The following is a 22,131-nucleotide window of genomic DNA, read 5'->3' as shown; positions in this document are numbered from 1 at the left end:
ATACGTGTATGTAGGATTTCTCATTTTGGCTTGTACTATTTATATACTAGCTCCAGTTCTTACGGTGGTGAATCGGCGGTAGCTATTGGTGTATCCGGTACGAATGACGATCGCGATATTACCTACAAGGTAGCCGCTACGTACGACAGCCGCGGTAAGTGGGGCTTGTCCGGTGGGATTGGCTTCTCCGTAGGATCCGGTCGAGATAATCCGACGAAGCCGGAACGCAAGACCATTTCCGAACGAGTTGATCGCTTGACGGCGGAAAATAAACAACTCAACGATAGAAACAGTCAATTGGAAGCGCAGATGAAGGCCATCAGCGATAAGAACGATCGACTGGAAAAAGAAATGCAGGAAATGAAGGCTATGTTCCGCCAGATGATGCCACAGATGCAAAAAGCCAATGGACAGGCTGCGTCTAATGAAGACGGCACAAAGGAAGAACAAAAGATAACGGCTACGGCGTAGTTGGCTAGCGTGTGTAACGACACAAAGTAATTAAAAAGAGACTCCTATATTTTAGTGGTCAGGTCTAAGGAATGACGTGCTTACAATATGGGAGTCTCTCTTCTTTCTCTTATCACATGAATTTGGTATAATAAAATATTATAGGCTGTATAAAATAATTATAAGTAAGGAGGTTTCCTATGAACTATTCATTTCCTGAAGAAGTAAGCCGTATTCCGGTAGAGCAGGTAGTGATGAAGAAATTGCGCAACTCCATGTTGTGGATGGCGTGGGGTGTGTTGACTACCTTCGTTACTATACTGGGGGCGTTGTTTAATCCGCAGTGGCTGGCGATGGCATCGCATAATTACACTTGGATTTTATTGATTGAATTGGGTGTGGTTATTTTATTCTCGGCCCGACAGTTAACGGCAAGCGTCACCAGCTTGAAAGCGATGTTTTTCATTTACTCCATTTTGACGGGGCTTACCTTGGCTGTGCTTAGTACGTATTATGGTACGACGGCTTTCTTTTATGCCTTCCTTGGAACGGTTGCCTTTTTCGGTACTTTTGCAGTGGTTGGTGCCGTGACAAAACGTGATTTAACATCCTTTTCTACGTACTTGGTGGTGGCTTTGATCGCCATGATTATTATGATGCTGCTCAATGCGTTTGTTTTTGAAAGCAGTGGCTTTAGTATGTTGCTCGGCGCGTTGGGTGTTGTTATCTTTACTATTTTTACGGCGGTGGATGTCAATCGCATTAAGCATATGCTGGTGCAGGTAGCTCACGAAGATGAAAGCGTGTTGGAACGTGTTGAACTTATCGGCGCGCTTAGCTTGTATTTGGATTTCATTAACTTATTCCTCTCGATTTTACGTTTTGTACGCAGAGACTAGCGGAAAGGACAACGAATGGACGAACGAGAATGGCAAACCTTTGTCACCGTAGTGGCGGAGGGAAATATTACGAAAGCAGCGGAAAAGCTTTTTTTATCACAGCCTGCTCTGAGCTATCGCTTGCGACATATGGAAGAAGCCATGGAGTGTCCGCTGTTGATTCGCACGAATGAAGGAATTGCGTTGACGCCGGAAGGTGAATTGTTTTATGACTATTGTCGTCGCATGATTCGGGAAAAGGAAGAGTTGCATCAAATGATGGGGACTCTTCAGGGCGAGGTGCAAGGGACGCTGAAGATTGCTTCCTCCATTAATTTTGCCGATTACCAGTTGCCGCGACTGCTCAACGAGTTTACCAAGGAGTATCCGAAGATTCGCATTCAGGTGAAGACGCGATGGAGTCAACATATTAATAAGATGTATAATTCCGGTGAAGTGATGGTCGCCATTGTGCGCGGTGAATATAAAAATTCCGGAGCTAGGGTCAAGCTGTTGGAAGAGCCGTACTGCTTGGTGTATAAAGAAAAGGTCAGCCATGAGGAGTTGGCGCGATTGCCGTTGATTCAGTATCACACGGATCCGTCCATTGCCATGGTCATCGATAATTGGTGCAGTGAAAATTTGCCACAGGAAACGATGGCTTCGATGGAGCTGGATTCCATGGTTACCTGTCGTCACTTTGTGCGCGAAGGGTTGGGCTGGGCCATTTTACCATACATGGGACTTGGCAGTTGTGCGGAAGAAAATATTTATGTGGAACCGATTTTTGACAAAAAGGGCAATCCACTGATTCGGCCGACGTACATGTATTATAACGAAACCAGTACTAAGCTGGCAGCGGTACGCACGTTTATCGATTACGTCATCGATTATTACAAGAAAAATCAAGTGGTACACTTGCCGGGATATAATGTAGTAGTAGACAAATAAGTATATGTAGCGGATGAATAGTAGATATGCCGTCAATTATGAAGGGTATGTGAAATCCGCAAATGAAAGACAAGTTAAAAGGGCTAACTCAAGGTAATGATGAGTTGGCCCTTTTGTTATGCGGTTTTTTAGGGGATGCAAAAAAGTAATGACAGTCATAAAAATAACCGTCATAAAAAATTTATGGAGCCTATAAGGGGTTTTAATTTTTCACATAAAGGCATCTTACCTATAATTAGATTGCAAGAAGGTTAGCACGCAGATGAGCGTGTAACATATAACGGGTGATGACCTACATCAGAAAGGACGATACGTATGAAACACTTAGTGAAGGCGGCTACGGCCGGTTTCGATGAAAAAAATGATGTGTTGGTTACGGTAGAGCCGATTGAGGCCGGTATTGAAGTGGAGCTTACTTCCAAAGTAATGCGTCAGTACGGAGAACACATTAAAGAATTCATCACGGCGACAGTAAAGGAAGCCGGCTTTGACGGCGTAAAAGTAATCGCTGCAGACAAAGCTGCTTGGGACTATACGATTAAAGCGCGCGTACTTGGTGCGTTAGAAAGGGGTAGTAAATAATGAGCAAGTTCGAAGAAGCAAAGAAACGGTTATCCCGCTCTATGATGTTCGTTCCGGGCAATACCCCGAAAATGATTAACAGTGCAGACATTCATGGTGCGGACAGCATCATGTTCGATATTGAAGATTCCATTCCGGTAACGGAAAAGGATACGGCTCGTCTTTTGACGGCAGAAGCTCTTAAGACACTGGATTTCAAAGGTGAAACGGTAGTACGTATCAATCACCCGACACAGACTCCGTATGGTTACGATGACCTTGATGTTATCGTACCGGCTAAACCGGATTTGATTCGTCTCCCGAAAACGGAAGATGTATCCGAAGTAGAAATCGTTGCTAAAAAAATTGAAGAAGTAGAAAAGGCTAACGGCTGGGAAGAAGGTACGATTAATATCATCGTAGCTATCGAAAGCGTAAAGGGCCTTTACAATGTTCGTGAAATCTGCCACGGCCCGCGTGTTGTAGCTATTGCGCTAGGCGCTGAAGATTACCGTGCAGACCTTCGCACGACGAAGAACAAACCGGCCGTAGAATTGTTGTTTGCTCGTCAGACAATTCTTCACGCTGCTCGAGAAGCCGGCATCCGCGTAATTGACACGGTATTCTCCGATGTTAAGGATCCGCAGGGCTTCCGCGAAGAAGTTGAATTTATTAAAGCCCTCGGCTTTGACGGTAAATCCTGCATTCATCCGAGCCAGATTAAAATTATTCATGATGTATTTACGCCGGATGCTAAAGAAATCGCTCATTCCGTTAAAGTCCTCAACAGCTATGCCGATGCACTGCGCAACAATAAAGGCGTTATTGCTGTTGACGGTAAGATGATCGATGGTCCGATTGTTGTACGTGCACAACGTGTTGTTGATAAAGCACGTGCCGCAGGTATTAAAGTAGAACTCGAGGAAGGAGCCGAATACGATGTTAAATAAAGCTGGTCGCGATATTCCGATGAATTTACCGTGCCTGGAAGGCCGCGAAGTATATCAGGGCGAATTTGCTCTTGCTACTAACGCACGCCGTGCAGGCCGTCCCGTACGTGCTACGCGCCCGGGTGAAAATAAAGTGGTAGCTTCCATTGATGAAGCTATCGAAAAGGCAGGTCTTAAGGACGGCATGTCCATTTCCTTCCATCACCACTTCCGTAACGGTGACTATGTTATGAAGCTCGTTATGGAACGCATTCATGAAAAAGGTATCAAGGATCTTACGATTTTGTCCAGCTCCTTGGCACCGTGTCATGAATTCCTTATCGATTACGTTAAGGACGGTACCGTAACTGCTATCGAAACCTCCGGTCTTCGCGATGCACTCGGTAAGTTCCTTTCCACTAATCCCGGCGTATTGAAACGCCCGGTAGTTATCCGCTCTCATGGTGGTCGTGCTCGTGCCGTATCCTGCGGTGAAGCACACATCGACGTAGCATTCCTCGGTGTACCGACTTGCGACCCGCGCGGTAATGCAACCGGTATGATGGGTAAAGCAGCATGCGGTGCTCTCGGTTATGCTATGGTGGATGCACACTTTGCGGACAAGACAGTTCTTATCACTGACAATCTTGTTGACTATGTATACCCGTACAGCATTCCGCAGACGGATGTTGATTATGTAGTAGAAGTAGAAGCTATCGGCGATCCGGCAGGTATTGCGTCCGGTGCTATCGGCATTACGAAGAATCCGGTACAGCTCAAAATCGCTGAGCTTGCTGCAGAATTCCTTGATCAGGCCGATATTATTAAAGAAGGCTTCTCCTTCCAGCTTGGTGCCGGCGGAGCTCCGCTTGCAGTAGCTAAGTTCATCGGTCAGAAGTTGAAGGAAAAAGAAGTAGTCGGCGGCTTCGGTGTTGGTGGTGCTACCGGCGTATTGGTAGGCATGCTCGAAGATGGTCTCATCAAAGCTATTTACGATACGCAGACATTCGATACTACCGCAGCAGCATCCCTTCACGATAACCCGAACCACATCGAAATGAGTGCTTCCATGTATGCCGATCCTTGGACGGATTGCATGACGAATTACCTTGATGTTGTGTTCCTCGGTGCTACGGAAGTAGACGTTAACTTCAACGTTAACTGCATGACCGACTCCAACGGTATCCTCATGGGTGCGTCCGGCGGTCACAGCGATACGGCAGCCGGTGCCAAGGTAACGGTTATTACTTGCCCGCTTATCCGCGGCCGCTTGCCGATGATTCGTGAAAATGTGCAGACTGTAATCACTCCGGGTACGTCCGTAGACGTTATCGTAACGGAACGCGGTCTTGCTATTAACCCGAACCGTCAGGATCTCATCGAAAAATTCAAGGATTCCAACTTGCCGATTTATACCATCGAAGAATTGCAGAAGATGGCATACGATCGCGTTGGCAAACCGCAGGATGTAGAAGTAAGCGACAAAGACGAAGATGTAGTAGCTATCGTTGAATATCGTGATGGCTCCATCATCGACGTAGTACGTAAACCGCTTCTTTAATCAATAGCAGTACCTTACAAATCAGTTACATTCGCGTGTTAGTTAAGCGCGGATTCCTACCCAATATATGCTGATACTTGTAATTCTCCGGTTACTTAGGCGAGGCAGTTGCCTCGCCGGGTACCCCTATAGCTATGCTGGTAAAACAGCACTGTAATTTCGCTCATCGATGCAGGTTTCGGACATGGAGCCCATCGATAACGTAATTTCACATTTAACAACACAAGGAGGATTTCCTACTATGTTCTTAGGTATTTTAGGCCTATTGATGATTGTCATCATCGTTTGGGCGTTGATTCAGTCCAAAACGAACCCGGTGCCTATTTTCGTAATCGTGCCGATTATTATGGCTGTGATTGCAGGCTTCGGTCCTACTGAGATTTATGGATTTATTAAAGCAGGTGTGACGAAAACTTGGTCCACAGCGGTATTATTTATTTTCTCCATTATCTACTTCTCGTTGATGGGTGACGTTGGTTTGTTCGACCCACTCGTTAACTGGCTCGTTAAAAAAGCAGGCTCCAACATCGTAATGGTTACCGTAGCTACGTCCTTGATCGCCGTAGTTGCTCACCTTGACGGTGCATTGGCATCCACGCTTCTTATTACTATCCCGGCTATGTTGCCGCTTTATAAAAAGCTTCACATGCGTCCAGTTGTGTTGGTATGTATCATCGGTGCGGCTATGAGTATCATGAACCTTGTACCGTGGGGCGGCCCGGTAGCTCGTGTTGGCGTTGTGCTTAATGCAGACGTTAACGAATTGTGGAAGTCTTTGATTCCGTTACAGGGTATCGGTCTCATCATCTTGGTAGCTTTTGCTGCTTACATGGGTATGGTTGAAAAACGCCGCGGTGCAGGTCTTGTACCGACAGGTAAAGCTGCTGAACTCGATGCTTCTATGGATTCCGTAGAAGAAGCGGCTAACCAGGCAGAACTCGACGCTATGAAACGTCCGAAGCTCTTATGGTTCAATGCTCTCTTGACTCTTGGCGTAATTGGTCTTCTTTGCTTCACGAAGATTCCTCTTTACGGTGCCTTCATGTTCGGTTTGGCATTGGCTCTTATCGTTAACTTCCCTGGTGCCAAGGCACAGGCGAAAGCAATTAAGATGCACGCTGATACAGCTGTTACCATGCCGATGATTCTCTTGGCATCCGGTGTATTCCTCGGTGTTTTGAGCGGCACGGGCATGATGAAAGCTATGGCTGAAATGCTTATCAACATCGTTCCGCAGGCATTGGGCGGTCATCTTCAGGTTATCTTCGGTATCTTGGGCTTGCCAATCGGTATGCTTCTCGGTACTGACTCCTATTTCTTCGGTCTCTTGCCGTTGGCTATCGGTGTAGGTAAACAGTTCGGTGTTCATCCGCAGGATATGTCCATGGCTATGTTGATCGCTAAGAACTACGGCGTACTTGTTACTCCGCACGCAGCAACTACGTTCCTTGCTTGTGGTTTGGCAGGTATCGAAATCAAAGAATTGTTACGTTTCTGCGCTCCGCGTTTGTACGTATTATCCTTGATTTCCCTCGTTTGCGGTGCAGCGTTAGGCTTGTTCGCTCTTTAATCAGAGGCGCGAGCAATTGCTTTAGGCAAACATAATTTAATTACACGTGACGTGTAGTATAGCTATAGAAATTACAAAAGGGCGATGCCAGTCGGCATCGCCCTTTCAGCATACCAGGGGAAGAAGAGAAAGCCGAGCGTATTCGATGTGGTTGGGGATTTGAATGCGCTCGGCTTTTGTTGAGTGTTAAGTGTTATGTGAGAGTGAATTGTGTTGTTAAATATAGTTGAGTTATAAGGGTAGGAGTCAGATGCTCCCGGTTGGTGCTCGGGTATACCGATGCACGAAGATAGCATGTAGTGTCATAGGCATCTCCTTTAACTTATATCATCTATAGCAGTATCTGTCGTAGTATCTATAGTAGTATTTAATTGGTTGCATCTGCATTAGTAGGATCCAGCGGATAGGATCTAATTGGTATCATCGTCAGTATCGTGCGATGTATCGTGAACAGCGCCGTAAAAGTTGGGGTACTGGGCTGCACGTGAACCGGAGGCGATATAACGATGTGAGTCGTGCAGTGGCTGTATAGCAATTTTCAGCCGATGAGTGGTTGCTTTGGGAGCTTCGGCAGCGGATTTCTTTTTTGTATGCCGAGCAGATTCAAAATTAGGGTATTGCATAGTAGTTACTGTCTCCTTAGCAGCCGATGGAGTAGGTTGTACAGGTGTATAGCTACCAGTACCGGCCGTATAGGTTATTGCATAATCGGGATGATTGTTGTTCGTAGTATCGTTGGTGAAAGTAGGCGAAGACGCCATTAGAAAAATACCGCGGTTGGCTTCGATTTGTGAACGGGCATGGGAAGCGAGATAAACAGCGCGATCATATATTGTTGAAGACGACATATGATGGTCCGCATCTAGCATAGAGTTGTTTCGCTTAGCGTTCATTGAAGCGGTTCGAGTTTCTACCGTAGTTGATGGGCGCGCGTCCCGAAGCAGGCGCTGCTCATTGGTAGTCCCTGTATTCGGTGCAAGCGGTGTCGGCGGAGCTTCTCGGGTAATCGCTCCGGATGCATAGGCACTGCCGATGCCGCCTAGTATTAGAGAGAACGCCATGATGCGTTTATATAAAAGAGTAGGGAATTTCATACTAACCTCCTCATGAAAGGCTCTTTCCTATTCATGATCCTCAAATAGGAACATAGGATTTGTGTACATCATTTATCATGTGATTAGTATAGTCTGTGAAAATGAACGGCACATGTAACGAAAATGAACGTTTAATGAAATTAAAGAGAGCGATTTAGAACGTCAATCACTAATATGACAAAAGCCCTCGGCCGAGGGAGAGTATAGGCTGGGGGCTTTCATCACACAGTTATATTTTATATACGAGTGGAGTTAGTTATGTTAAAAGAGTGTTAGTGTTGTTAAAAGTAGAGTGTTAGTTGTTATGTAATTTATTTACTAGAGTGTTGTAATGTAATTAGTTATGATAAGGGGATGGCAACGTATGTCGTTGCTATATTATTTTTCTTCCGAGGATGCTTTTGCTTCTTCCGAATCCGGTGTGGTATCGGTTGTTGCGTGATCATCCGTTGTATTGTTATCTACTACGGATGTATCTGCTTCAGTATTCACTGCGGAGCTATCTGTCGTGTTATCTGTGGTAGTAGTGTCTGCCGCGTTGTCCGTGGCGGTAGTGTTTGCTGTGTTATTACTGTCATCGTTACCTACCGGCTGTGTATTGCCGTCATATCCCGTTGGTGCCGGGGTAGCATCCGGGGTAATGGGTGTAATCGGAGTGGTTGCATTGTCGGAGGGTGAACTCACATCATTCGGCTGTTGTGATAGAGTATCACCCTTGGCACTGGTTTGGTATGTAGCTGTCGTGGTATCGTTAGTGAGCATGCCGTCGGTTGTTGCCGGGGTAGCAGCATAAGCACTGCCTAAGCTTCCGAGTACCATGGAAAATACCAACGCTTTTTTTGTTAATGATGTAGAAAATTTCATACAGACCTCCGTTATACTATCTTAAATATACACTATTTATGTAAGTACTCACGTGCGAGTGTTATTATCTGTATTAATGATAATAATCTAGCTTGACCGGTCAATGTAGTTGTTTGATATATCATGTGTACAGTATAGGGCGCTAAAATGAAGATAAGATGTGAGTTATATGAAATTACAGTGAAATTCACCTATGTATATAAATAAGATATTCTAATTAAAGGTAGAAATGCAGATTATCGGATTAATACATAATATATGAATAAAAAAGAAAAAAGATAATAACAATATAATCATAGGGCTAAGAATTATAACGATATAGTTCCGGGGATTGACAACACATGAATATAAATTTGAAATTCGGTAAAAGAAACAGATACTACAATAGGAATAGATGTTGTAACAAAGATATAGCATAGATACAACAGAGATATAACGTAGATGTAATAGAGATGTAACAGAGATGTAACGTAGATGTAACGTAGATATAACAGGGATTGCTGGTGCGTAAAAATAAAAAAGGAGCCGAAAGGCTCCTTTTATTTTAAGGTTAATTTGGCGAATCACCGGGATGTATGTAAATGTCGTTATTGGGAAACGATGGCCAAGGTACATTTCCGGGATTGCTGTTAAAGTTAGGCATCGCCTCTTCTTTAGGTATGTCACCGTGAACCGTAACAGAAGGGGTGGCCCATTCCAGTTGCATGGTACGCCAGTTCAATCGATTTACATAACCATTCAATCGCCACGTGTCTGTTTCCAGATCTTTAAGGCGATCGCCGTGACTGTTACTGATGTGCTCCAAATTGGTGATGCGATAGTCAAAACTGTCATGGTTGGAGAAGTCGTAAGCTGACTCCACATGGCGGCGCAGTTCGTCGACTTGAACCTGCAGAAAATAAATATACCAACTCATACAGGCAATGATAATAAGTGCGATAATAAGTAAGCCGTGTGTACGCATCCATGAACCTAGTGACGACAGATAAGGGGGAAGAGCCACCTTCATAATGACCTCCGCCGATTATTTCGATTCAGCCAAGCCCGGTAACGGTAACTTCGAGGTAACGAAATCAAGCCACAAACGGGATGCGTGGGAGAGGTAATGACCTTTCTTCCAAATAACGTACAAGGTATGAGTGATTTCCGGTTTTACTAACGGTCGAACGACAACATTAGTACCGATTTTTGTATTTTCACCCTTAACCGGGCACAGACGGCTCGGCAATAAAGCGACTGCAAGGTGAGCGCCTACCGTTTGTAACATCAAATCGCGTTGACTGGTTTCAAAAACGATGTGTGGCTGGAAGCCGGCATGTTTACAGGATTTTACGATTTCGTCATGCAAATTGAAGTCATCCTTGTGAAGTACGAAGGATTCTTCGGACAACATGTCGAGAGAGATTTCTTTTTCTTTGGCAAGCGGGTTGTCACGCGGCAAAATAACGGACAACGGATCGCTGGTTAAGTAGAACGATTCAAACTCTTTCGGATTCGGTTTTGTACAGATAATACCGATATCGATAAGACCTTCCTGTACGCTGATTTCGATTTTTTTGGAACCATGTTCGTACAATTCCAATTCAATTTGCGGATAGGCGCGTTTAAACTCACCGAGAAGCTGCGCAAAAATCGGTGCATCCGTAATCGGAGGTAAACCGATGAGGATAGAGCCCTGTTCGAGACGGAATTCATTTTCGAAGTCAACCTTCAAGTGTTCAAACATGAATACAACACGTTTGGCATGGGTAAGGAAAATCGTACCGCCATCGGTTAATTCTACGGATTTAGCATTACGCATGAAAAGAACAACGCCGAGTTCATCTTCCAGCGCCTTGATGGTACGGCTGATGGCCGACTGAGAAATATGTAAATTTCTAGCTGCTTTACTGAAACTTTTTTGATCGGCTACTTCTACGAAGTATTTTAAATGATGAAAATCCATGGTACACCTCTAACCCTTCAAGAAATACACGCTCATATGATATGTATTATTTAACATCTAATACTTGATTGATGTCTAATGCATAGCATGTATGAGCTTAAGTCAATTAACTATGAAAAAATGTAAAGTGATTATCTCACAATTAGCAAACTATCTAGCCTCATTGGTGTTGCTATCTTACCCTTAGGATTGTATAATGAGGACATGAGGCTATATCGATTTGTTATTTTAGGAATAAATTGAGTCCTCCAAATGCAAAAGGGTTTTAATAAATATTATATTATTACATTTTTGCAATATAAGCAATCCTTTTACTAAAATATGAACTCTCAACATGAAAATTTATCTTAAATTTTCGTGTTGAGGGATTATTCACATGTAAAAGCTTGTTTCTTATATGTTCCTTGTGCCCTTTTAAATGCTATAGTGTATACAGCATCTTCTATTGTTTTTGATGCTATAGAGTATACAATAGATTATAATGGGTGCACAGGGCTTGCTGGGGGGGAAAGAATTCCTGAGATAATAAGGGTAAGCAAGTGTACAATCAACTCATTCTTTATGCTTAAGGAGGCTTTTTAAACATGCGTAAAATGAAAACAATGGACGGCAACCAGGCTGCAGCTCACGTTGCCTATGGTTTTACGGAAGTTGCTGCCATTTATCCGATTACTCCGTCTTCTCCGATGCCGGAACACGTGGATACTTGGTCTGCTACAGGTCGTAAAAACATTTTCGGCCACACTGTACAGGTTGTGGAAATGCAGTCTGAAGCTGGTGCAGCAGCCGCTGTACACGGTTCCTTGCAGGCAGGTGCTTTGACGACGACTTTCACGTCTTCCCAGGGCTTACTGTTAATGCTCCCGAACCTTTACAAAGTTGCGGGTGAATTGTTGCCGGGCGTATTCCATGTAGCAGCTCGTGCTATTGCATCCCATGCGTTGTCCATCTTTGGTGACCATCAGGACGTAATGGCAGCTCGTGCCGCAGGTTGCGCTATGCTTTCCGAAGCATCTGTACAGGAAGTTATGGACCTCGCTCCGGTAGCTCACTTGACAGCTATCAAAACGCGCGTACCGTTCGTTAACTTCTTCGATGGTTTCAGAACTTCTCATGAAATCCAGAAAATCGAAGTACTTGATTATGAAGAATTAAAGCCGTTGGTTGACCAGGAAGCATTGGCTGCATTCCGCAAACGCGCATTAAATCCTGATGCGCCTGTAACTCGCGGTACTGCCGAAAACCCGGATATTCACTTCCAGCATCGTGAAGCAAGCAATCCGTTCTACAAACAGGTTCCTGAAGTTGTAGAACATTACATGGGCGAAATCAATAAGCTTACTGGCCGTAACTATCAGCTGTTCAACTACGTTGGTGCTCCTGATGCTACTGACGTAATCGTAGCTATGGGTTCCAGCTGCCAGGTAGTAGAAGAAACTGTTGACTACCTCAACAAGCAGGGCCGTAAAGTAGGTATGATTAAAGTTCATTTGTTCCGTCCGTTCGCAACCGATCGTCTTTTGGCTGCATTGCCTAAGACTGTAGAACGCGTTGCCGTACTTGACCGTACGAAAGAACCGGGCGCATTGGCTGAACCGTTGTTCCTCGACGTACAGGCAGCTCTTGTACAGGGCGATGTAAACGCTAAAGTATTCGGCGGCCGTTATGGCTTGAGCTCCAAAGACGTTATCCCGGCAGACATCGTAGCTGTTTTCGATAACATGGTAGCTGCTGAACCGAAACGTTTCTTCACTTTGGGTATCGAAGACGACGTTACCAACTTGTCCTTGAAACGTGCCGAAGGTGTTTCCATTTCTGCAGAAGGCTTGACTGGTTGCAAGTTCTGGGGCTTCGGTTCTGACGGTACTGTTGGTGCTAACAAATCCGCAATCAAAATCATCGGTGACCACACTGATATGTATGCACAGGCATACTTTGACTATGACTCCAAGAAATCCGGCGGCGTAACGATGTCTCACCTTCGTTTCGGTAAGACTCCAATTAACAAACCGTACCTCGTAACGGAACCGGAATTCATTGCTTGCCATCGTCAGTCTTATGTACATGAATACGACTTACTCCGCGGTATTAAGAAAGGCGGCACGTTCCTTCTTAACTGTACTTGGGGGCCGGAAGAATTAGAAGAAAAACTCCCGGCAAAACTTCGTCGTACCATTGCTGAAAAAGAATTACATTTCTACATCATCAATGCAGCTAAGATTGCACAGGAAATCGGTTTGGGCGGTCGTATTAACATGGTTTGCCAGGCTGCGTTCTTCAAATTGACGAACATCATTCCTGTTGACGATGCTATTGCTTACTTGAAAGACTCCGTTGAAAAGACCTATGGTAAAAAAGGTCAGAACGTTGTTGATATGAACAACGCTGCTATCGATAAAGGCGTTGACGCTCTTGTTAAGATTGATGTACCGGCTTCTTGGAAAGACGCTACCGACGAAGGTGCTGCTGCCGTTAAACCGGGTTGCCAGTCTTGCCCGAGCTATGTTGAAAATATCTGCAAACCGGTAAATGCTCAGGCTGGTTATGACCTTCCTGTAAGTGCATTCAACGGTTACGAAGACGGCACATTGCCGGCAGGTACTGCTGCTTACGAAAAACGTGGTGCAGCTCTCTTCGTTCCGCATTGGATTAAAGAAAATTGTATCCAGTGTAACCAGTGTGCGTTCGTATGTCCGCATGCTACTATCCGTCCGGTATTGGCAACTGCTGAAGAAGTGGCTGCAGGTCCGGAAAACTTCGAAGCTATCCCGGCACTTGGTGCAAAAGATCTTCAGTTCCGCATTGCTGTTTCCCCGCTTGACTGCTTGGGTTGCGGTAACTGTGTAAACATCTGCCCGGCTCCGAAGGGTAAAGCTATCGTAATGAGCCCAATCGACGGCGAAATGGAATTTGCTGAAACTTGGGATTATGCAGTTAAATTGCCGAAGAAAGAAAACCCGATGAAGAAATCTACCGTTAAAGGTAGCCAGTTCGAAACTCCGCTTCTCGAGTTCTCCGGTGCTTGCGCAGGTTGCGGTGAAACTCCGTATGCTCGCCTTGTAACTCAGCTCTTCGGTGATCGTATGGTTATTGCCAATGCAACAGGTTGTTCCTCCATCTGGGGCGCATCCATGCCGGCATCTCCGTACACTACGAACCAGGAAGGTCATGGTCCTGCATGGGGCAACTCCTTGTTCGAAGATAATGCTGAATATGGTTATGGTATGTTCATCGGTTCCCAGAAGATTCGCAAACAGCTTGCTGAAACAGCTGCTCGCGTAGCTGAAGGTGCTTCCGACGAATTGAAAGCAGCTCTTAACAACTGGGTAGAAGGTGTAAATCAGGGCGAAGGCTCTCGTGATCGCGCTAACCTCGTTGTAGAACTTCTTGAAAAAGAAGCTAATAAGACTGCAGATATGCAGGAAATCCTTGACAAGAAACAGTATCTTGTTAAACGTTCCCAGTGGATCTTCGGTGGTGACGGCTGGGCTTACGATATCGGTTTCGGTGGCTTAGACCATGTTCTTGCTTCCGGCGAAGACGTTAACGTTCTCGTATTCGATACCGAAGTTTACTCCAACACCGGTGGTCAGTCCTCTAAATCTACGCACGTAGCTGCCGTTGCTCAGTTCGCTGCCAGCGGTAAACGTACGAAGAAAAAGGATCTTGGCATGATGGCTATGAGCTATGGCTATGTATATGTAGCTCAGGTTTCCATGGGTGCTGATAAGAACCAGTTGATGAAAGCTATTACCGAAGCAGAAGCTTATCCGGGACCGTCCCTCATCATCGCTTACGCTCCGTGTATCAACCACGGCATCAAAGGCGGTATGGGCAATGCTCAGGAAGAAGCTCGTCGTGCAGTGGCTTGCGGTTACTGGGATCTCTATCGTTACAACCCGGCTCTCAAAGCAGAAGGTAAGAACCCGTTCAGCTTAGACTCCAAAGAACCTACGGAATCCTTCCGTGACTTCTTGATGAACGAAGTTCGTTACGCTTCCTTGAAGAAAGCAGCTCCGGAAATGGCTGAAGAACTCTTCGCTAAGACGGAAGCTGATGCTCAGGAACGTCGTAAGACTTACATTCGTCTCCAGAAAGGTTTCGATGAAGTTAAATAAGAAATTCCATATATCGTTTGAATGATATAGTGGTAGTATAAAGAAGGCAACAGCCTGTGGACGCACAGGTCTGTTGCCTTCTTTTTTATTGGTTCTGCGATTTGTTATAATACATGTAAGGGGAAAGATGGAGAAAGGACGTGACATAGATGAAAGCTAATTCAAAAGTAAATCGATTACGCCGGATGCTGATTGCCATGGTATGTACAACTTGCATTGGATACGGTGCGGTAAGTGCCGCTATTATAGAAAAATCACAGCATCTTGAAACTGTTCCCAACGATGCGGTTATTCATATAACTATGAATGGAGACGGAACTATTTTGTCACAAGGTACAGCAACAGAGGTTGATGGACATGACAGCACGATAGAGGCAGTGGTTGGTGACAAGGTGGCAAAGGATACCGGCGATAAGATTGCAAAGGATACCGGCAATAAGACTGCAAAGGATATCGGCAATAAGACCGCGAAGGATACCGGAGATATAAAGGCAACCAACAGTGAAAAGGCTATGATGGTGGTAAAGACAAAAAACGGTTGGGGTCTTGTAGATGAACGGGGACGACAGCTAGTAGCACCTACATATAAGACGGTGGCACAGTCTGTTGATGGCGATATTATTTTTTCGCAAAAGGGAAAGGACGCTATTGCTGTATCGTTAGCGCCTATTCGTTTGAGCCATGATGAACCGGCTGTGGGCGAAGGCGTAAATCCTTCAGACAGTTATGTGGTGTTTAAAAATGATAAGAAGCGCTACGGGTTTAAAAGAGAAGATGGCACTGTTGCCATTGAGCCTACATTGAAGGAAGTATATACCGGCTTTAGTGAGGGTATTGCTTTTGTCAAAAACAGTCATGGCGACAAGGTGGCTATTGATGGGCAAGGTAAAGAATTGTTTGCGGTAGATGGTGACTTTTTCTCTCCGTACCACGATGGACTGGCAGAAATTCAGCGTCGTACATCGGGTTTTAATTTATTAGGTGCCGTGGCCGGTATTATGATTGGTAATGTGTTTGGCGGAAGTGACGGACATCATATTTATATTGGTGTAGGCCGGTACTCGGATGATTATTTCAATGGCTTTGTTGTGAGCCGTGATAATATTAAACGTGGTTATATCGATCGGGAAGGGCATTGGATTACTAAGAAACAATGGGAGTATGTATATCCGATGATGCCATTTGGCACGGTTGTTATCAACGATGATCGTCAGTTGGGGACCATCGATCGCAAGGGGAATATGCTCATGCCTTTCGGTGATTACGAAATGGAAGAAATTACGTTTGCTAAACCGTATTTTGTATTAAAGGATACGAATACGGAAAAGCGGGGCATAAAAAATTATATGGATGGTTCGGATGTGTTGCCGTTCTTGTATGAAAAAATAAATTTATGGGATACGGATCGTTTCGTAGCGACTACGGCTACAGATAAGCGAGTATATGCGCTAGAGCCGTCACGTCATGAAGTATTTACTTTGTCGAAAAAAGCTGAGTTTGGTCCATATATCAACGGCGTAGCTTGGGTTTACAAAGATACGGCACTGGGTGGCGATGAACATGAGTATAAATTAATCGATGAAAATGGAAAGGTATTACTTTCCTTGGACGATAAAGCGATTGATGATGTGGGAAGCTTCCACGGTGATTATGCAGCGATAAAGAAAAACGGCAAATGGGGAGCCATTCGCCGTGACGGTACATGGGCAGTAGAGCCGGTGTACGATGATTTATATATGTTGCAAAGTGAAAATAAGCTTACCGTTAGTCGTCGCTAGCTTGTTCCCTTGTGGCAGCTGTCAGGGTAAAAAGATTTGGTCGGATACTATGCGGTGAAATTGTAAGACAAGTGCTAGAATAACAAGCTGTACACGACAACCGTTTGCAAAAAAGATACGAACGGAGAAGATGCTATGAAGAGGGCGACTTGAGTACTAGCGTTAGAGTACAAGCCGTACATGACAGCTGTTTTCCAAAAAAGAAGGATATGAACGGAAGAAACGCTGCGTAGCTCGCGTTTCTGAGTTCATATCCTTCTTTTACTTCATATTCTTTTTTACTCTTTTTTATTTAATATGTTTGCTTCCGCGTTCAGTCATTGGTTTGCCTTCTTTACAAAGCGGGCAATCTTCCGGATGATAGGTAGGTACGGTCAGGTGAAGCAAGGCTTCTACTTTATCGTTGGGAATACCGAAGTCTGCCGTTCCGCCACTGCGGTCGACGAGAAGACCAACGCCTACGATATCGCCACCGCTTTGGTTGACAACATCAACTACTTCGCGAACGGAACCGCCGGTGGTTACAATATCTTCGACGATAAGAACGCGAGTGCCCGGTTCGATGCGGAACCCGCGACGCAATGTCATGACACCTTTTTCACGTTCCGTAAAGATAGCGCGGGTACCTAAGGCTTTACCGACTTCGTGAGCCAAGAGAATACCCCCGGTCATAGGTCCGATAACGAGTTCTACATTTTGGTCGGCAAAGCGACGAGCCAATTCCTTGCACAACGTTTCCGTATATGTCGGATGCTGGAGCACGTTAAACTTTTCTACGTACATAGGGCTGTGCAAGCCGGAGGTCAAAAGAAAGTGACCTTCTAAAATAGCTTTCGTATCGATTAATAATTGTTTTACTTCCTGTTCTGTCATCATGGTTTAACAGCCTCCATTTCCTCAAGAATCATGCGAACGGCTTCACGGGGGTTATCCGCTTTGGTAATCGGTCGTCCGATTACGAGACGAGAAGCTCCGTCTCTAAGCGCACTGCTTGGCGTAGCGATACGCTTCTGATCATTGGCCGCAGCAAAGGCGGGACGTATGCCGGGAGTGACGATGAGAAAGTCATCGCCGCAGGCTTCACGAATTAATTTTGCTTCCAGCGGAGAGGCTACGACGCCATCGACGCCGGCATCTTTCGCTAAGAGAGCCAGTCTACGCACTTGATCGGCAATGGGAAGTTGACCGCCGATTCCGGACCAAGTTGTATCGTCAAAGCTGGTTAATACGGTAATAGCTAACAGCTTCGGACGTTCCACACCGAGTTCTTCGGCAGCTTCGCGCGCAGCATCGGCAGCTGCTTTAAGCATCACTGCACCGCCTTGTCCGTGAATAGTGATGAGGTTGGCCCCCAGACGTGTTAATGATTTAACTCCTTGCGCCACGGTATTGGGAATATCGTGGAGTTTTAAATCAAGAAACACGGACTTGCCGCAATCCCGTAAATAAGCAACGGTGTCTTCGCCGGCGGCGTAGAAAAGTTCCATGCCTACTTTGTAAAAACTAACCGCATCCCCTAATGTATCTACAATGTTTTTCATTTGTTCCATTGTCGATACATCGAGGGCCACTATGAGTCTGTCATCTGCCATAGCATATCCTCCTATTAGGCTCTCTCTATATTTATATCCTTACAATTTTTGCATAAAATCTTTGTAAAGTCAATATACAAAAGAGGGAGGTATGATATAATACTGACAAGGATGTAGAGGTGATATGATGGTGATGAGATGGGAGGTTTTTTCATCGCTATCATGAATGAGTGTGGTGGGATAGCATATCGTAGAATAGAAAGGAATATATATGTTAAACTTTGTAGCAATAGATTTTGAAACAGCCAACAAATTGCCAAACAGTGCTTGCTCGTTAGCGGTAGTGACTGTGGAGGATGGTGAGATTATAAAACGTGGATATAGCTTGATTAAGCCGCCGACGATGCAGTTTGATCCGGAATGTATTGACATACATGGCATTTTACCAAAGGATGTAGCGGATAAGCCTACCTTTGACAAGCTGTGGCCGGCAATTTATGAAAATCATTTAAAAGATAAATTGATTATTGCACACAATGCCAAGTTTGATATCGGTGTTATGCGGGCAATGCTTGATGAATACGGACTGGAATGGCCGGAGCTGGATTATACTTGTACGGTTAAAATCTCGCGACGCGTATGGCCTGATTTGGAAAATCATAAATTGAATACATTGGCAGCTTTCTTGGGAGTAACCTTTAAACATCATTACGCACTGGATGATGCGGAAACTTGTGCCAAGGTAGCCGTTGCAGCGGCCAAGGAGCGAGGCGTAGATTCTATGGAAGCATTGTTGCATGCTATTAAGTTGGAGCGTGAAAGCTTTGTGACGGAAGAAAAACGAGCACAACAGCAGGCCAAGGATGTGGGCGAGCAGATGTCTTTCTTTTAAGACAGGCATAGTACGTACCTGTGGTTAGTAGAGGTGATAATAATGCATATGTATGATTTACTGATAAAAAAACGTGACGGGGAGGCGTTGTCAGCAGAGGAAATTTGCTACATGATACACGCATACGTAGCCGGCGAAATTGAGGAATATCAGATGAGCGCTATGCTGATGGCTATCTACTTTCAGGGAATGACAGATGAAGAAACGGCGGCTCTTACCAAGGCTATGGCCGAGTCGGGAACGATGGTTGATTTGTCGGCGATTGATGGTATTAAAGTCGATAAACATAGCACCGGCGGTGTCGGTGATAAGACGACTTTTATTGTTGGCCCGTTGGTGGCAGCCTGCGGTGGCAAGGTGGCTAAAATGTCCGGTCGCGGTCTTGGGCATACAGGAGGCACCATTGATAAGATGGAATCTATTCCTCACGTACGCATTGCGTTGGCGCAAGATGAATTCTTTCGTATTGTAAATACCATAGGTGTTAGTATTGTGGGTCAATCCGATACGCTGGCACCGGCGGATAAAAAATTATATGCGTTGCGTGATGTTATCGGAACGGTAGACAGTATGCCTCTCATTGCATCCTCGGTGATGAGTAAAAAGCTGGCTTCCGGTAGTGATGCCATTCTGTTGGATGTTAAGGTCGGAAGCGGCGCATTTATGAAAACCGTTGATGATGGCTTGGCTTTGGCACGTTTAATGGTACATATTGGTGAAGCTAACGGACGTCGTACCGTAGCGTTATTGACAGATATGGATTGCCCGTTGGGACAGGCGGTAGGTAACGCAAATGAAATGCGCGAGGTCATTGCCACATTGCGAGGTAAGGGACCGGCCGATTTAACGGAAGAAGCATTGCTGATCGCAGCGAATATGCTCTATCTATGCGGCAAAGGAAGCTATGAAGAGTGTCAAGTTAAGGTGAAAAATGCACTGAGCGATGGTAGCGGGTTAGAAAAATTGGCGGCCATGATAGAAGCGCAAGGGGGCGATGTGTTCGCCGTCGAAACAAAGGAAGCGGTAACAACTGCGCATGAAGCATATGTGTACGCATCTAGCAATGGGTATGTGACACACATGGATGCGGAAGCAATCGGTCTTTCCGCTGTTCATCTTGGTGCCGGTCGACTTAACAAGGGAGATACCATTAACTATCGGGCGGGCATATATGTCTTGAAAAAGATAGGCGATGCTGTTCAGGCCGGTGAAGCGCTGGCGAAGCTGACTTCGGATTCTAAGGAAGGATTAGTGGATGCGTGCAAGCGGTACGCGGCGGCGGTAACTATCGGCGATACACCTGTACAACGGGCGCCATTGATTTTGGCACGTGTTACGAAAGATGGCGTTGAACGATTTGATCGAGGGCAAGATATAAGGGAAGGACAAGTAGCTGACGGGTTATCAAAAGAGATAGATAGCGATGAATTGCTGCGGCAGGCAAGAATGTCACGCGAACAAGCATATGTACCGTATTCACACTTTCCCGTAGGTGCGGCGGTGTTGACGGAATCGGGTGCGATTTATGGCGGCTGTAATATTGAAAATGCATCGTTTGGTCTTACAAATTGTGCGGAACGGACAGCTATCTACAAGTCTGTAGCCGATGGGCATACACGTTTCAAGGCATTGGCGGTTATTGCGGATACGCCGGATGTGTGTGCACCGTGCGGAGCTTGTCGACAGGTAATCAGTGAATTTGCAATTCCGTATATTATCTTAGCAAATATGGAGGGACGTGTAGCAACATACACGGCGGAAGAGTTGTTGCCCCTTTCATTTACGGCAAAGGATATAAAACAGAATAAGCAATAAAAAGAAGAAGCTGTAACGAAATGAGATGTTTCACTCGTTTCATTACAGCTTCTTTTTATTTTACGTGTGAATTTACCGGTAAGACCTTAGAAGGCCGGTAAAATAGCACCTTTGTATTTGTCTTCGATGAATTTCTTTACTTCCGGAGACTGGAGTGCAGCCATTAATTTTTTAATTTCCGGACGATCTTGGTCACCGCTGCGTACAGCTACGATATTAGCGTACGGGGAATCTTTATCTTCCAAGGCAAGTGCATCTTTCAACGGATTAAGGTTGGCTTCCAATGCAAAGTTGGTGTTGATAACAGCAACCGTTACATCATCAAGACTACGCGGCAATTGTGCAGCTTCTAATTCTACAAACTGAAGATTTTTCTTGTTGTCTACTACATCTTCTTTAGTAGCCGTAATATTTTTGGGATCCTTTAAGGAAATGAGGCCGGCTTTTTGCAAGAGAAGAAGTGCGCGACCACCGTTAGTAGGATCATTAGGAATGGCTACTTTAGCACCGTCCGGCAACTCTTTCAAATCTTTGATCTTAGACGAGTATACGCCCATCGGTTCGACATGAACGGAACCGGCAGATGCTAAGTTTTCATTGTGTTCTTTGGCAAATTTTTCCATGTACGGTACATGCTGGAAGAAGTTGGCATCCAGCTCTTTATCGTTAAGAGCCATATTCGGTTTTACATAATCAGTAAATTCAATTACTTTTAAGTTGATGCCTTCTTTAGCAAGAATTGGTTTTACTTGCTCTAAAATTTCAGCATGGGGCACCGGAGATGCTCCGATAGTTAAGGTTACTTGTTTCTGATCGCCACCGGCTGATGCGGTTTTGTCGCTGCCACAACCGGATAATAATAGGGCCCCACCAAGTACAACCGTGGCGGCTAAAGCAAATAATTTTTTCATGGGAATCCTCCTTCTTTCTCATAAAAAAAGCGATGACTGCGTGTGCCGAGTCATCGTTGTATGTACAAGTTTATCTCTCGGTCTACACCGCAGGAATTAGCACCATCGAATGGTTGCCGGATTTCATAGGGCCAGTCCCTCCATCGCTCTCGATAAAAAATATGTTGTTCTCCTATGGACAGTAGTATATCGTGAAAGTTAAGGTTTGTAAAGAGGCAAATGAGAGAGAGTTACAACATCTAAAAAAGAATATGATATAATTAAGAAAAGTAACAAGAGGGA

Annotated in this window: 18 protein-coding genes, 1 pseudogene and 1 riboswitch; of the genes and pseudogenes, 12 read left to right on the top strand and 7 right to left on the bottom strand. The window is 45.1% G+C overall.

All coding sequences use genetic code 11. The features are described 5' to 3' along the window. The 7 genes from Q5873_RS08215 to Q5873_RS08185 all read left to right on the top strand — a co-directional run. Window positions 1-471: YadA-like family protein (locus Q5873_RS08215; RefSeq protein ID WP_288302133.1), on the top strand; the 471-nt coding region annotated here is incomplete at its 5' end. A gap of 179 nt (window positions 472-650) precedes the next feature. Beyond that, the gene (locus Q5873_RS08210; RefSeq protein ID WP_205088061.1) at window positions 651-1,349 is read left to right on the top strand and encodes a Bax inhibitor-1/YccA family protein; all 699 of its coding nucleotides are present in this window, start codon (window positions 651-653) and stop codon (window positions 1,347-1,349) included. Window positions 1,350-1,364: 15 nt separating this feature from the next. Then, window positions 1,365-2,279 carry a LysR family transcriptional regulator gene (locus Q5873_RS08205; RefSeq protein WP_288190407.1) on the top strand — a complete coding sequence of 305 codons (915 nt, stop codon included), beginning with the start codon at window positions 1,365-1,367 and terminating at the stop codon, window positions 2,277-2,279. A 315-nt stretch (window positions 2,280-2,594) separates the two neighbouring features. Beyond that, on the top strand, window positions 2,595-2,861 hold the full coding sequence (citD, locus tag Q5873_RS08200; protein WP_303060369.1) for a citrate lyase acyl carrier protein: 267 nt from the start codon (window positions 2,595-2,597) through the stop codon (window positions 2,859-2,861). Further along, complete coding sequence (locus tag Q5873_RS08195) at window positions 2,861-3,790, top strand: HpcH/HpaI aldolase/citrate lyase family protein (RefSeq protein ID WP_038154956.1); 930 nt, start codon at window positions 2,861-2,863, stop codon at window positions 3,788-3,790. The genes citD and Q5873_RS08195 overlap by 1 nt, the downstream gene beginning before the upstream one ends. Further along, on the top strand, window positions 3,780-5,330 hold the full coding sequence (gene citF, locus Q5873_RS08190) for a citrate lyase subunit alpha (protein WP_303060366.1): 1,551 nt from the start codon (window positions 3,780-3,782) through the stop codon (window positions 5,328-5,330). Before Q5873_RS08195 ends, citF begins: the two co-directional genes overlap by 11 nt. 241 nt (window positions 5,331-5,571) lie before the next feature. Then, on the top strand, window positions 5,572-6,900 hold the full coding sequence (locus tag Q5873_RS08185; RefSeq protein WP_288190405.1) for a CitMHS family transporter: 1,329 nt from the start codon (window positions 5,572-5,574) through the stop codon (window positions 6,898-6,900). A gap of 410 nt (window positions 6,901-7,310) precedes the next feature. Here the strand turns inward: Q5873_RS08185 and Q5873_RS08180 are convergent, their stop codons facing one another. The 4 genes from Q5873_RS08180 to Q5873_RS08165 all read right to left on the bottom strand — a co-directional run bounded on the left by Q5873_RS08180 (window position 7,311) and on the right by Q5873_RS08165 (window position 10,803). Next, window positions 7,311-7,994, bottom strand: a complete 684-nt coding sequence (locus tag Q5873_RS08180) for a hypothetical protein (RefSeq protein WP_303060365.1) — start codon at window positions 7,992-7,994, stop codon at window positions 7,311-7,313. Window positions 7,995-8,372: 378 nt separating this feature from the next. Next, a complete protein-coding gene (locus tag Q5873_RS08175; protein ID WP_303060363.1) occupies window positions 8,373-8,858 on the bottom strand; it encodes a hypothetical protein in 486 nt (161 codons plus the stop codon). A gap of 550 nt (window positions 8,859-9,408) precedes the next feature. After that, a complete protein-coding gene (locus Q5873_RS08170; RefSeq protein ID WP_303060361.1) occupies window positions 9,409-9,867 on the bottom strand; it encodes a hypothetical protein in 459 nt (152 codons plus the stop codon). 15 nt (window positions 9,868-9,882) lie between these two features. Further along, window positions 9,883-10,803, bottom strand: a complete 921-nt coding sequence (locus Q5873_RS08165) for a LysR family transcriptional regulator (RefSeq protein WP_028255163.1) — start codon at window positions 10,801-10,803, stop codon at window positions 9,883-9,885. Between the two features lie 584 nt (window positions 10,804-11,387). Here Q5873_RS08165 and nifJ point away from each other — a divergent pair. Together nifJ and Q5873_RS08155 are read left to right on the top strand one after the other, a co-directional pair. Continuing rightward, window positions 11,388-14,921, top strand: a complete 3,534-nt coding sequence (gene nifJ / locus Q5873_RS08160) for a pyruvate:ferredoxin (flavodoxin) oxidoreductase (protein WP_303060358.1) — start codon at window positions 11,388-11,390, stop codon at window positions 14,919-14,921. 149 nt (window positions 14,922-15,070) lie between these two features. Then, complete coding sequence (locus Q5873_RS08155) at window positions 15,071-16,699, top strand: WG repeat-containing protein (RefSeq protein ID WP_303060356.1); 1,629 nt, start codon at window positions 15,071-15,073, stop codon at window positions 16,697-16,699. A 288-nt stretch (window positions 16,700-16,987) separates the two neighbouring features. Here Q5873_RS08155 and pyrE read toward each other — a convergent pair whose 3' ends face one another. Continuing rightward, entirely contained in the window at window positions 16,988-17,575 is a 588-nt protein-coding gene (pyrE, locus tag Q5873_RS08150; RefSeq protein WP_028255160.1) for an orotate phosphoribosyltransferase, read from the bottom strand. Then, complete coding sequence (pyrF, locus tag Q5873_RS08145) at window positions 17,572-18,291, bottom strand: orotidine-5'-phosphate decarboxylase (protein ID WP_303060355.1); 720 nt, start codon at window positions 18,289-18,291, stop codon at window positions 17,572-17,574. The genes pyrE and pyrF overlap by 4 nt, the downstream gene beginning before the upstream one ends. A 211-nt stretch (window positions 18,292-18,502) precedes the next feature. On the opposite strand from pyrF, the gene Q5873_RS08140 reads away from it, so the two are divergent. From Q5873_RS08140 to Q5873_RS08130, 3 genes and pseudogenes are all read left to right on the top strand, one after another. After that, window positions 18,503-19,123, top strand: a complete 621-nt coding sequence (locus tag Q5873_RS08140) for a 3'-5' exonuclease (protein WP_302227036.1) — start codon at window positions 18,503-18,505, stop codon at window positions 19,121-19,123. Between the two features lie 42 nt (window positions 19,124-19,165). Next, a pseudogene (locus Q5873_RS08135) lies at window positions 19,166-20,449 on the top strand (thymidine phosphorylase); the annotation flags it as partial. 87 nt (window positions 20,450-20,536) lie between these two features. Then, complete coding sequence (locus Q5873_RS08130; RefSeq protein ID WP_303060372.1) at window positions 20,537-20,938, top strand: cytidine deaminase; 402 nt, start codon at window positions 20,537-20,539, stop codon at window positions 20,936-20,938. Window positions 20,939-21,024: 86 nt separating this feature from the next. On the opposite strand, the gene Q5873_RS08125 is transcribed toward Q5873_RS08130, so the two are convergent. Further along, on the bottom strand, window positions 21,025-21,849 hold the full coding sequence (locus tag Q5873_RS08125) for a MetQ/NlpA family ABC transporter substrate-binding protein (RefSeq protein ID WP_028255400.1): 825 nt from the start codon (window positions 21,847-21,849) through the stop codon (window positions 21,025-21,027). A gap of 67 nt (window positions 21,850-21,916) precedes the next feature. Beyond that, window positions 21,917-22,008, bottom strand: a riboswitch (SAM riboswitch). Between the last annotated feature and the right edge of the window lie 123 nt (window positions 22,009-22,131).

The sequence above is a fragment of the Veillonella magna genome (genome assembly GCF_959600285.1).
Classification (GTDB): domain Bacteria; phylum Bacillota; class Negativicutes; order Veillonellales; family Veillonellaceae; genus Veillonella_A; species Veillonella_A magna.
The sequence above is the reverse complement of the archived record's forward strand: the minus strand, read 5'-3'. Positions and strand labels throughout refer to the sequence as shown.